General features: G+C 42.9%; 10 protein-coding genes. 3 read left to right on the top strand and 7 right to left on the bottom strand.

Annotated features, from left to right (window positions below; genetic code table 11):
- Positions 1–99: 99 nt before the first annotated feature.
- The 3 genes from JU57_RS10710 to JU57_RS10700 all read left to right on the top strand — a co-directional run bounded on the left by JU57_RS10710 (position 100) and on the right by JU57_RS10700 (position 6,093).
- Positions 100–1,962: a methyl-accepting chemotaxis protein gene (locus JU57_RS10710; protein ID WP_037960781.1), complete on the top strand. Its 1,863-nt coding sequence runs from the start codon at positions 100–102 to the stop codon at positions 1,960–1,962.
- Positions 1,963–2,119: 157 nt separating this feature from the next.
- Positions 2,120–4,000: a methyl-accepting chemotaxis protein gene (locus JU57_RS10705; protein ID WP_037960853.1), complete on the top strand. Its 1,881-nt coding sequence runs from the start codon at positions 2,120–2,122 to the stop codon at positions 3,998–4,000.
- Positions 4,001–4,230: 230 nt separating this feature from the next.
- A complete protein-coding gene (locus tag JU57_RS10700) occupies positions 4,231–6,093 on the top strand; it encodes a methyl-accepting chemotaxis protein (RefSeq protein WP_037960779.1) in 1,863 nt (620 codons plus the stop codon).
- 3 nt (positions 6,094–6,096) lie between these two features.
- Here the strand turns inward: JU57_RS10700 and JU57_RS10695 are convergent, their stop codons facing one another.
- From JU57_RS10695 to JU57_RS10665, 7 genes are read right to left on the bottom strand one after another with little or no spacing between them, the layout of a single operon-like run.
- A complete protein-coding gene (locus JU57_RS10695; protein WP_037960776.1) occupies positions 6,097–6,753 on the bottom strand; it encodes an HAD family hydrolase in 657 nt (218 codons plus the stop codon).
- Positions 6,731–8,725, bottom strand: a complete 1,995-nt coding sequence (tkt, locus tag JU57_RS10690; protein WP_051906817.1) for a transketolase — start codon at positions 8,723–8,725, stop codon at positions 6,731–6,733. The genes JU57_RS10695 and tkt overlap by 23 nt, the downstream gene beginning before the upstream one ends.
- A gap of 7 nt (positions 8,726–8,732) precedes the next feature.
- Entirely contained in the window at positions 8,733–9,593 is an 861-nt protein-coding gene (locus JU57_RS10685; protein WP_037960772.1) for a polyprenyl synthetase family protein, read from the bottom strand.
- 10 nt (positions 9,594–9,603) lie between these two features.
- A complete protein-coding gene (locus tag JU57_RS10680; RefSeq protein ID WP_037960770.1) occupies positions 9,604–10,689 on the bottom strand; it encodes a PDZ domain-containing protein in 1,086 nt (361 codons plus the stop codon).
- Between the two features lie 10 nt (positions 10,690–10,699).
- Positions 10,700–11,017: a YbaB/EbfC family nucleoid-associated protein gene (locus tag JU57_RS10675; protein WP_037960767.1), complete on the bottom strand. Its 318-nt coding sequence runs from the start codon at positions 11,015–11,017 to the stop codon at positions 10,700–10,702.
- Positions 11,017–11,382, bottom strand: a complete 366-nt coding sequence (panD, locus tag JU57_RS10670) for an aspartate 1-decarboxylase (RefSeq protein WP_037960764.1) — start codon at positions 11,380–11,382, stop codon at positions 11,017–11,019. The genes JU57_RS10675 and panD overlap by 1 nt, the downstream gene beginning before the upstream one ends.
- A gap of 44 nt (positions 11,383–11,426) precedes the next feature.
- A complete protein-coding gene (locus tag JU57_RS10665) occupies positions 11,427–12,740 on the bottom strand; it encodes a UDP-N-acetylmuramoyl-L-alanyl-D-glutamate--2,6-diaminopimelate ligase (RefSeq protein ID WP_037960761.1) in 1,314 nt (437 codons plus the stop codon).
- Positions 12,741–12,742 lie beyond the last annotated feature (2 nt).

Raw genomic sequence — 12,742 nt, 5'->3', positions numbered from 1 at the left:
ATCGTTTTAGTGCCTTAAACTTATACAGTCATCTGATTTTTCTTCTCAAGAAAGACTGTTATAATGCGTTTCACTATCTGACACTTCAAGGAGTTTTCTGTGTCGTTCAAAGCCAAAATTACTCTTATCATTTCACTGTGTATGCTCTTTAGCTTAAGTATCTTTAGCCTTTTTAGTTATATCGATACCAAGAAAAACAGCACCCTACAAGTCGAAACCAGCCTCAAAATGGCATCAAAATCCTTAAGCGATTATATTGACTTATGGTTATCTTCGAAAAAAAGCGCCACAGAAAGTATGGCACGTTCGCTCAAAGATGTGGATCTCTTAACACCCACTGACCTCACTGAAAAACTCTCCGAAACCAGTAAAATGCTGGGAGCTTTTGACTCCTATGTGGGCTTAGAAGATGGAACTATGACATGGGGAAGCGATAAAAAACAGCCCAAAGAGTATGACCCAAGGCAGAGACCATGGTACAAACAGGCCAAAGAGAGTGGGAAGCTTGGCATCACCGATGTCTACATTGGTTCGACATCCAAAGCCCAGATGATTACCATCATGGCACCCATTTACCGCGAAAAGAGTTTTATCGGTGTTTTTGGAATCGACATTACGCTCGATACCTTGGTGAAAACCATCAATGATGTCAATTTTAACGGAGGATATGGCATGTTGCTTGATAGTAAAAACAGCTACATTGTCCACCCCGATAAAGAAAAAATGGGAAAAGAGTCCACGTTTGCTTCTCAATTGGGAAAAGCAGACGACCTTGTGGAGTATGAATTTAATGGCATTCAGAAGATTTTTGCCTACCATGCGTCAAAAGAGGCACAATGGACACCGGGCATTAGCTTTGATAAAGAGGTCGCCTACAGCTTCTTAAATCAACAGATGAGCAAGCTTTTTATCGCAGGCATAGTGATGTTAGCGCTTTCGATTGCACTGATGCTGTTTTTCATTAAAACCCTTCTTAAACCACTGGACAACCTTAACACGGTCGTTGAGGAGCTCTCCAGTAGCGAAGGTGACTTAAGGCAGAGACTGGAAGCTTCGTCTAACGATGAGTTTGCGCAAGTATCGCGCAATATCAATAAATTTATTGAAAAACTGCATGAAATCGTCAAAAAATCAAAAAGTATCAGCAATGAAAATGCCTCTATCTCCGAAGATCTCTCACGCACCGCCGCCGAGGTTGTGAAAAACGTTGGTTCTGAATCGAAGATTGTGGAGACCACCAAAGAAGAGGGCATTGCCTTGGTCAAAAGCCTTGAAACCTCGGTCGTCAAAGCTAAAAGTTCCCAAGAAGCCCTGAGCCAAACACAGCATGACATCGTTGAAGTCAAAAGCAAAGTCGAACAGCTTGAAAGCACGATGCAAGCCACTGCAATTAAAGAGCAAAGCTTAGCCCAAAGGCTTGATAGTGTAAGCCACAATGCCAATGAAGTCAAAGATGTCTTGGGCGTCATTCGTGATATTGCCGATCAGACCAATTTGCTTGCACTCAATGCCGCCATTGAAGCTGCGCGTGCAGGAGAGCACGGACGTGGATTTGCGGTAGTTGCGGATGAAGTACGAAAACTCGCCGAACGTACCCAAAAAGGGTTGGTGGAGATTGATGCAACGATCAATGTCGTTGTCCAGTCCATCATGGATGCCAATACCGACATTGCTCAAAATGTTCAAGAGGTGCAAGCGTTAGCGTCTATTACTGCCGATCTTCAAAAGGGGATGAACACGGTGGCAACCATCATTCATGAAACCATCGATGCCTCCAACTACACCGTCAATGACTTTATTGAGACCTCCACAAAGATTAAAAAAATTGTTGAAGAGATTGAACAGATCAATGTGATCTCTAAAGAGAATGTGGGAAGCATCGACAATGTTTCACAAGCGAGTGAGCATTTACATGTTATGACCGAAAACCTCAACAACGAACTGGGAAAATTTAAGTCCTAACCGCGCTCTGTTTAAAACTGCTCATGTGATGGAAGACAACATGGGCAGTTTCTGCATAACTCCTTTTTGTTTTACCCCTTTTTGAATAAATTGCAACGCTTTTGCAACGCTAACGCGTTATACTTGATTTAAACACACTTTAAACAGGAGGGGCATGATGCAGTTTAAGACAAAAGTGACTTTTAGTATTGCACTACTGATGTTTGTGAGTCTTACGCTTTTTAGCTACATAAGTTATCAAGGGACGAAAAAAAACAGTGTAGCCCAAGTTGAGACCAGCATTCAAATGGCTTCGCGCTCTTTGACCGATTACATCGATCTATGGATTGCTTCTAAAAAAGAGGTTGTGGATGCGACGGCACGCTCACTCTCTGTAGCCGCATCCCTCAATGAAAAAGAGCTCAAAGAACGCCTTAGGGAACTTACCAAAACGCTCAAAGGGCTTGACTCCTTTATAGGATTTGAAAACGGGCGCATGGTGTACGGAAGCAATACATCTGCTGCCGCCAATTTTGACCCACGCACACGTCCTTGGTATGTCAGTGCCAAAACGACTCAAAAAGCAGGCGCAAGTGATGCTTTCATAAGCTCAAGTAGTAAAAAATATGTGGTTGCCATTATGGCACCTGTGTTTGATAAAGGAACGCTTGTAGGCGTTGTTGCTACAAACATCGATTTAGATGCACTCTTTAAAGTCATCGCTGACATTAACTTTAATGGAGGGTATGGTCTTTTACTCGACACCAAAGGGATCATTATTGCCCATCCGAATAAAGAGTTATTGGGCAAAGAGCTATCATCCCTCCTCCCTGCATTACATCAAAAAACAGCCCAGGACAAAGAGGGTATTGTTAATTACACGTTCAATACAGTCGAGAAAGTCTTTGCGTTTAAACGTGCTGATGAAACCGGTTGGACCCCAGCGATTACCTTTGAAAAAGCGGCTGCGTATACCTTTTTGGAGCAACAAACCAAAGAGCTTTTGGTCATGGGTATTCTCATGCTGATCTTTTCCATTGGCATTATGATCGTCCTTATTAAAAAATTACTTAAACCCCTTGACACGCTTAATAACGTTGTTAAAGAGCTTTCCAGCAGTGATGGCGATCTAAGACAACGTTTACATGTAAAGCAAAATGATGAGTTCGGGCAGGTCTCAGGCAACATCAATAAATTCATAGAGAAGCTGCATGAAATTGTCAACAAATCAAAAACGATTAGTGCAGAAAACGCTTCGATTTCAGAAGAGCTCTCGCGTACGGCTACCGAAGTTGTACGAAATGTAGATATGGAATCCAAAATTGTTGAAGGCACCAAACAAGAGGGCTTAGCACTGACTCAAGCGATTGAGAACTCCGTGGAAAAAGCCAAAAGCTCCCACAAAGTTTTGCAACAGACGCAAACCGACATTAGCAATGTCAAAGCCAAAGTCGAGTACCTTGAAAATACGATGCAAGCAACCGCGCTTAAAGAGCAAGATTTATCCCAAAAGCTCAACTCCGTCAGTCACAATGCCAACGAAGTCAAAGATGTTTTAGGCATCATTCGTGATATTGCCGATCAAACGAATCTTTTAGCGCTTAACGCTGCCATTGAAGCGGCACGTGCGGGGGAACATGGGCGAGGGTTTGCGGTCGTTGCAGATGAAGTGCGAAAACTGGCGGAACGTACGCAAAAAAGTTTGGTTGAAATTGATGCGACCATCAATGTTGTGGTGCAATCCATCATGGATGCCAATACTGAAATTGGAACCAATGCAACGGAAGTCAATGCCTTAGCGTCCATCTCGGTTGAGCTACAATCAGAGATGAATGCCATTGCCTCTATTATTCAAGTCACGGCAAACGATACGCATGTGACGGTTGAAAGTTTCGTGGAAACGGCTCAAAAAATTCAACATATTGTAAGTGAAATCGACAAAATTAATCTGATTTCAAAAGAGAATGTCACCAGCATTGACAATGTCTCTCAAGCATCGGAACATTTACATGTCATGACGGAAAACCTCAACAACGAATTGGGGAAATTCAAGTCTTAGTCCACTGATTTGAACGTCCAATCAGACTCGTCTCTTTGGACGTTTATTGACATTTTAGTAACATATCTATAATCTCAAAAGAGTATAATCCTCATATTTCAGCCAAAACGAGACGATAATTCTATTAAAGTCTCGTTTTCGTCTCAAAAGAGACGCTATAATTACATTTTAGTATTCTCAATGCAATTGAAGTATTTTACATGCAAACACGCTCACAAAAGGAGTCCTTGATGCAATTCAAAACAAAAGTCACCCTGATTATCGCTCTTCTTATCTGTATCAGTCTTAGCGCATTTGGTGTGGTAAGCTATATCGATACCAAGAAAAACAGTATTAAACAAGTTGAGGCGAACCTCATGATGGCATCAAGCTCACTGACCGATTACATCGATCTGTGGCTATCAGGGCAAAAAAATATTCTGAGCAGTTCGGCTAGAATGCTGAGTAATATGGAAGAGATGAGCGAAGCACAAATCAAAGCTATTTTGCAAGAAACGACTAAAACAACGGGCGGAAAAGATAGTTTTTTAGGGTTTGAAGAAAGTGGCGTTATGATTTATGGTACCAATACGATGCAGAAAGTTGATCCTCGAAAGCGTCCATGGTATACCCTTGCTGTATCAGCACAAAAAGCGAGTGTTACGGATATTTATATCGGTACGGCTGAGCCTATCAATTTAATTGCTGTGACAGCACCGATTGTTAAAAATGGGAAAATTATTGGTGCGGTTGCTACCATGTTTGATTTAACCCGCGTTGTCAAAGCGGTGAGCGATGTTAAAATAAACGGTGGCTATGGAATGCTTTTGGATACGAAAAAGACCGTTATCGCCCATCCTAAAGCCGATCGTTTGGGCAAAGAATCTAACCTCAAACCTTATTTTACAGGTCAACCAGAAGGGTTAATTGAATACACACAAGATGGAATCAATAAACTGTTTGCCTTTAAAGTATCCGTTGAAACCAACTGGACTCCAGGTATTGCGTTTGATAAAGAGACCGCTTATGCCTTTCTTAATAGCCAAGTTAAAGAACTTTTTGTTATGGGTCTGATTATGCTCATTCTCTCTATCGCGATTATGGCTTTTCTGATTAAACTGCTTCTTCAACCCTTGGATCGCCTCAACAATGTGGTCAAAGATCTCTCAAGCAGTGAAGGTGATCTGAGACAAAGGCTTCAAGCAGCCAGTCGTGATGAGTTTGGTCAAGTCTCAGGTAATATCAACAAATTTATTGAGAAGCTCCATGATATTGTTAAAAAATCGAAAGAGATTAGTAATGAAAACGCTTCCATCTCCGAAGAGCTCTCACGTACGGCTTCAGAGGTTGTCAAAAATGTGGATGCAGAAGCCAAAATCGTAAGCAAAACCAAAGAGAGCGGTATTGCCCTCACCAATGCGATTGAGGCATCGGTTCAAAAAGCAACCACTTCGCAAGAGACACTGCGCAAAACACAACAAGACATCAATACCGTTAAAAATCAAGCCGAACATTTAGAAAAAACGATGCAAGAGACCGCTGTTAAAGAGCAAAGCTTGGCGGATCGTCTTAATACCGTCAGTCACAATGCCAATGAGGTCAAAGAGGTGCTCAGCATCATCCGTGATATTGCCGATCAAACCAATCTTTTAGCCCTTAATGCGGCGATTGAAGCGGCACGTGCAGGGGAGCATGGACGTGGTTTTGCCGTCGTTGCCGATGAAGTGCGAAAACTCGCCGAACGTACCCAAAAAAGTCTGGTGGAAATCGATGCAACGATCAACGTCGTGGTACAATCCATCATGGACGCAAACACCGACATCGCCCACAATGCAACCGAGGTCAATGCGCTTGCTGCTATCTCCATGGAACTTCAAAATGGTATGAACACGATTGATACTACGGTTCAAAAGACGATTGAAGATGCCCACGCAACGGTGGATAATTTTATCCATACCGCAACGCAAATTAAAGGAATGGTCGAAGAGATCGAGAAGATCAATGTGATCTCAAAAGAGAACGTCACGAGCATCGACAATGTCTCTCAAGCCTCCGAGCATCTTCACACAATGACAGAGAACCTGAATAATGAACTGGGGAAATTTAAATCTTAAGCGTTACACCTCAGCGAGAAGCTTAATCACCTCGCTGGGGTTTTTGACAAGGTATTTTGCCCCATGCTCTCTTAGTTCCGCCTCTTCCCTAAATCCCCATAAAGCACCCACCGCGATCATCCCTGCACGATTTGCCGTTTGCATATCAATCATCGTATCGCCTAAATAATAGCACGCTTCAGGCGTTACATGTAAATGCTCACAGATCTCGAAAGCAGCCGTTGGATCGGGCTTTCGTGGAATTCCATCACGTGCGCCCAACACAAGATCAAACTTCCATTCGCGCAGATATTTCATCGCACACATTTTGGTAAAGGAGTCGGGTTTATTAGAGAGGATTGACATCTTAAAACCACGTTTTTGCAAGAAAGTCAGCATTTTACTAATACCTTCGTAAAGCGTGGTATTTTGGTTAAATTGCTTGGCATAATGGCTTTCAAACAACGAGACAGCGTCTTGAATCAACTCAGGGCTTTGAGGATTGGAGGCAAAGATGTTTTCAAACAATTTGGAAACACCCTCGCCCACGAAATAACGGTATTTTTCACACTCTTGTGCTTCAAATCCAAGCGAAACGAGCGAAAAATTAGCACTGATGGCAATGTCTTCTAAAGTATCTAGAAGCGTGCCATCTAGGTCAAATACAATGTTTTTTTTCATGATCGCGTTCTAATTCAGCTTTAAGCGCTTCATAGTCAAGCCCTAAAAATTCACATGCACTCTTAGTTGCTTTTTGTGCTGTAAAGCCAAATTTCTCAAATAAGAGCTCCGCCGGACCACTCGCGCCAAAACGCTCCATACAGATGACTTTATCCGCATAGCGGTACCACTCAATCCCAGCCCCCGCTTCAATGGCGATGACTTTGGTTTGTGGCTCAATGATCGTTTGAATATACGCCTCATCTTGCTCATTTAAAAGATCAAAACACGGCACACTGACCATATTGCTTGGGATGCCAAACATCGAAAGGTAGCATGCCACTTCCAATGCAAGATAGACTTCGCTTCCGCTCGCCATCAAAGTCACTTGTGCATTTTCGCGTCGTTTTAAAAGGTAACCACCATTCTCCACATCGCCATATGCACGATCGTCTTTAAGTGCTCGAAGCTTTTGGCGCGAGCAGACAAATGCCGCAGGCGCTTGCATACTCAGAGCCTTTTTCCATGCTTTCACGTTTTCTCTACCATCGCATGGTCGGTAAACGTAGAAGTTTGGAAGTGCTCTAAATTGACTGAGTTGTTCAATCGGCTGATGCGTTGGTCCATCTTCGCCTACACCGATACTATCGTGCGTCCAGATGTAAAAATTCTTCAGTTTCATAAGGGCTGCTAAACGGACAGAGGGCTTCATATAATCGCTAAAGATAAAAAAGGTCGCGCCAAAAGGAATAAACAAGCCATACAAAGCAAACGCGTTGATAATCGCCCCCATCGCATGTTCGCGAATACCAAAGTGAATATTTCGTCCCAGAGGATAATCACCTAGTCCTGTCAGCTCACTTTTATTGGAAGGGCCAAGATCGGCACTGCCGCCAATAAAACCTGGAATCGCTTGCGCAATCGCGTTAAGAATTTTTCCATTGCTATCGCGTGTTGCGACATCCACATCAAAATTAGGCCATTCAATCTTTGAAAAATCAGGGTTTAAAAGTGCATCTAAAAGAGCTTTTTGCTCGCTGCTTAAATCGTTTTTAATGCGTGCATTCCAGTTTGCTTCTGCCAGATCACCTTTTTCAAGGGCACAACTAAAGCGCGCATACACATCTTCATCGACATTAAAACTTTTTTCAGGATCAAACCCTGCTTTGATTTTAGAGTTTTTGATCTCTTCACACCCCAAAGGGGCACCATGCGCATGATGACTTCCTTCCATCTGGCATGCACCTTTAGCAATGGTCGTATCTGCGATAATGAGGTAAGGCTTTGTTTGCTCTTTTGCTTGCTCTAAAACCGCATTAATCTCATCAAAATCATGCCCATCAATGCGAGAGACTTCCCACCCTTGCGCTTCAAAACGGTGTTTCACATCTTCGCTCCACGCGATAGAAGTATCGCCTTCAATCGTAATTGCATTGCTATCGTAAATCACGACTAAATTATCCAAAGCAAGATGTCCAGCTAAAGAACACGTTTCATAACTGATACCTTCTTGAAGGTCGCCATCGCCACACAAACAGTAGACTTTATGCGTAATCACTTCTACTTTAGGTTGATTGAGAACGGTTGCGGCATATTTAGCCGCCATAGCAAACCCCACAGCATTGGAAATTCCTTGACCTAAAGGGCCTGTGGTCACTTCAACGCCAGGCACATCGCCGTATTCGGGGTGACCGGGTGTTTTACTGCCGAGTTGTCTAAAGTTTTGAAGGTCTTCTAAACTAATGTCATAACCACTTAAATGTAAAAAAGAGTACACCAATGCCGAAGCGTGTCCACCACTAAAAACCAAACGATCACGGTTCAACCACTTTGGATTTTTGGGATTGTGCGTGATATGTCGTGCTAATATGGTAACGATGTCCGCCAATCCCATAGGCGCACCTGGATGTCCACTGTTCGCACGTTGTACCATATCGGCTGCCAAAAAACGGATCGTATCGGCTTGTTTTTTCAATATTTTTTTATTTTCCATCGTATCTCTATCCTTTAAAATATGCTTCGACAATGCTTTTGAGTCTGTGAGACAAAGCTGCATCAAGCTTTTCTAATTCACCATCCAATTCCACAAGAAGTTTTTGTTTTATCTCTTGAGCCGATTCCAATCCTAGCAGATTGACAAATGAGTTTTTATGTTCGTCATTGTGCGTTGGTTTGCCAGCCTCTTCGCTTGAGAGCGTTGCATCGATGATGTCATCTTGTACTTGGAACAAAAGTCCCAGTTTAAGACCAAACTGATAGAGTGCTTCTTGAGTCGTTTTGTCCAATTCACAGATCACCGCTCCCATTATTAGGGAGGCCGCAATGAGTTTGGCTGTTTTATGAAGGTGTAAAAATGTCAACTCTTCGACATTCAAACGTTTATCTTCAAAAAAACAGTCAATGGCTTGACCTAAAACCATACCATGAATTCCCGCATTATTCGACAAAATGGAGACCAGCTTTACCTTGATCTCAGCACTCAGAGGAGCGTTGGCTAAAAGATAAAACGCATGGGTGTTGAGGGCATCTCCGATAAGCACCGCGGTGGTCTCATCATAGCTTACATGTAAGGTTGGATGTCCGCGTCTAAGAGGCGCATTGTCCATACACGGCAGATCATCATGAATCAGCGAATAGGTGTGCATCATCTCCAAACCAAGGGCTACATGTAAAGCATTTTCCACCAAAAGAGGTTGGGAGCTTTCAACCACACTGAGCAGTAATAAGGGGCGAAATCGCTTTCCACCCACATCAAGCATTTCGCCAAAAGCATGGTTAAAATGGGGATGAAAACTCTCCACCACAGGAAGTTTTGCTTTTAAAAATCGTTCAAATTTTTCGACTAATGTTTTAGAACTCAAAAGATCCCTTTCATCGATTCAATGTTACAAAAAATTGGAAATCATCACGCTCAAATAAAAGACTTACATCGCGGTTACGTGTCTTGGAGAGATACGCATCCGCTTCGGTAAGACGTTCAACGGGCTGCTGCTCTACTTGCATTAAACGATCTCCCACTTTAAGACCACTTTGTTCAGCAAAAGAGCCCCGAGTGATCTCTTTAATGCGAAGATTTGTATCAAACGTAAATCCCTTGCTCTGCAAATAGCTCACTTTTTTAACCTGAGGAGTCGGCATTTTTTTCTTGGCTTCTTCTTTTTTAGGAAGCGGTTTAGGTGCTAGTAAATTCTCTTCCATCCAAGCATTATTGCGCTGAAGTTGCGCACTGACTTTGCTCAAATCTTTAAGACCTCTGAGGGCATCTGCAAACTCGGCAACGTTTTTCACAGATTTTCCATTCAAGCGTGTAATCACATCGCCCATTTTGAGTTTCGCTTCTTTCATATTGGAATCCACAAAATCGACAATGACGCTCTCATTCCCATCCACAATGCGTACACCTAACTCTTGGAATGAAGCGGTCTTACCATCGATAAAAAGCTTCAATGCTTCGGAGCCAATAAAAAATTTATCGCCAATACCAAGTCCATACATTTCACAGCAAAGCCCACCCACGAGGGTACTCACTTCACCCACGCCACCAAATTCAAACAACTCATTCGCACTGTTTCCAATTTTAGACGCATTAACAGCGATGAGGGAGTTATCGGTCATACTGACAAGCCATTCCCCCAGCTTGAGTTCACTGGTGGACTTTAGTTTTACAGGCACCAAAGGTTTTGGAGAATCGAACAGATAGAGATTGGAGTAGTAATCAAACCGAACATACGGAACACTCGGTTTCTCTTTCGAATACGCAACGGCTTGTTTTTCACTAATAGCAATAGCACGCGTTGTGCCAAAAGAGACAATGGAGTGTCTGTTTTTTTCATAACATTGTGAAAAATCGGGATAAACAAACTCTGCTTTAGAAGCAGGAGTTGGTGTAGATGCTGGCACATCGGCTGCACAAAGAGCCCCGGTTATTAAGAGAAGAAAGAGTCCTAGACGTTTCACATACTACTCCTTAAGTGTTCGCGCCAAATCCCCCAATGCCAGAGAGCATCTGAGTCGTCGCTAGTTTTTTATTCTCTTCTACCATTTTGGAGACATCGTTCATCGCACTGATCAGTAAAATCTGCAATGACTCTTTATCCCCAAGCAGTGAATCATCGAGCGTTATATCAATGACTTCACCGTTACCATTCATGCTCACACTCACCATGCCACCGCCACTTTTAGCGGTAAATTGCTTATTGCTTGCATCTTCGTGCATTTTTTGAGCTTGCTTTTGCGCCTCTTCAAGCATCGCGCCTACTTTGGAAAGATCAAAATTTTCAAACATCAGATGTAATCTCTTACTTCGACTAACGTATTATATTCATCCACCAAAGCAACCGTCGGCTTAAAAGTTTTAAGCTCCTCTTCACTCATATGCGCGTAGGCGATGATGATGATTTTATCACCAATATGGGCTTTGCGAGCCGCTGCCCCATTGAGGCAAATATCTTTTCCGCCTGCTTTTCCCTCAATCACATAGGTGGTAAAGCGCTCACCATTATTAATGTTTACGACTTCAACTTTTTGCCCTACATGAAGGTTGGAAGCCTCTATTAACTCTTTATCAATTGTAATCGAGCCGACATAGTTCAAATTTGCATCTGTAACCGTGGCTCTGTGAATTTTGCTGTATAGCATCTCAAGCGTCATCGCTTTTGTACCTCTTCTGGATTAAGAAATTTGTTTATTTTACCCTATTTTTGCTTAGCCCATTGAGCGATGAGCTCTCGAACAACGCTGCGATCATCAAAAGGATATTTTTTACCTTGGATCTCTTGGTAGGTTTCATCCCCTTTTCCAAGGATCAGAAGCACTTCATCAGAAGCTTGCATCCTCAATGCTTTTTCAATCGCTTTGTGGCGATCGACTTCTACATGTAAAGATTCACTAGGACTCATTCCCGTCAAAATTTCAGCGATAATACTGTGGGGATCTTCGGAGCGTGGGTTATCGCTGGTCACGACAATTTTTTTAGCATAACGCTGTGCCATGGCTCCCATTTTTGGGCGTTTCGTGCGATCTCTATCGCCTCCTGCTCCAAAAACCACGACAAGGTCGCGCTCTTTCATACTATCAAGCACCTTCTCCATGCCATCGGGAGTATGGGCAAAATCAACGATCACTAAAGGATCGTGACTCACCACCTCCATACGACCTTCCACGCCACCAAAGTGTTCTACCGCTTCACAAATCGCCTCCATAGAAGCAACCCCTAGCATATCCACCGCACTGATCGCAGCAAGAATATTGTAGAGATTAAAAAAGCCATGCAAAGGGGATTCAAACTCATACACTTTATCAATCTTGGCAACCGCCGCGCTGATGCCCTCTTTGAGCGAATACGCCAAAATTTTATAGGTTGCAGGATGTTCAATGCCATAAGTCATTGCATTGGTACGGTTAAAACGGATTTTACTCTCATCTTTGTTGATCAACTTGACACTCTCATCGTCAAAAAAACGACTCTTAACGGCGATATATTCATCAATCGTTTTATGAAAATCGAGATGATCTTGCGTCACATTGGTCAAAATTTTCAAAGCAAAAGGAAGCCCATCGATGCGGTTTTGCACAATGGCATGCGAGCTCACTTCCATCACAAAATACTCACAGCCTGCGTCTACGGCGAGTTTGAGGTTATGAATCGTCTGTAAAATGGGCGGTGTGGTAAGGCTTTTCTCTTCGATGCGATGATCGTTGATAAAACACCCTCGTGTTCCTTGCAAACCCACTTTTTTGCCAAGATCCAGCAAGATCGAGTAGATAGCAGCCGCTGTGGTTGTTTTACCATTCGTACCCGTAATGCCAATGATTTTAATCGCATCACGGATACCAAGCAGATCCAAGCACGCTTTGGGCGAGATGATGTGAGTGCAGCCATGATCACGCGCACTTTGCTCATACATCGCGTTCAGTTTGGTTAAAACAAAGATGCTTGAGGCATCACATTCGTTTGAATTGTCGGTTACATGTAAAAATGTATTATGATTTGGAAGTTCTATTTTCAAGA

This window comes from Sulfurospirillum sp. SCADC, from assembly GCF_000743525.1.
Lineage (GTDB): Bacteria > Campylobacterota > Campylobacteria > Campylobacterales > Sulfurospirillaceae > Sulfurospirillum.
This window is presented reverse-complemented; position numbering and strand designations above follow the sequence as displayed.

Excerpts from the sequence above, each read along its gene's own strand:
- JU57_RS10705 (WP_037960853.1), top strand. The coding sequence starts at position 2,120 with ATGCAGTTTAAGACAAAAGTGACTTTTAGTATTGCACTACTGATGTTT.
- JU57_RS10700 (WP_037960779.1), top strand. The coding sequence starts at position 4,231 with ATGCAATTCAAAACAAAAGTCACCCTGATTATCGCTCTTCTTATCTGT.
- JU57_RS10695 (WP_037960776.1), bottom strand. The coding sequence starts at position 6,753 with ATGAAAAAAAACATTGTATTTGACCTAGATGGCACGCTTCTAGATACT.
- tkt (WP_051906817.1), bottom strand. The coding sequence starts at position 8,725 with ATGGAAAATAAAAAAATATTGAAAAAACAAGCCGATACGATCCGTTTT.
- JU57_RS10675 (WP_037960767.1), bottom strand. The coding sequence starts at position 11,017 with ATGTTTGAAAATTTTGATCTTTCCAAAGTAGGCGCGATGCTTGAAGAG.
- panD (WP_037960764.1), bottom strand. The coding sequence starts at position 11,382 with ATGACGCTTGAGATGCTATACAGCAAAATTCACAGAGCCACGGTTACA.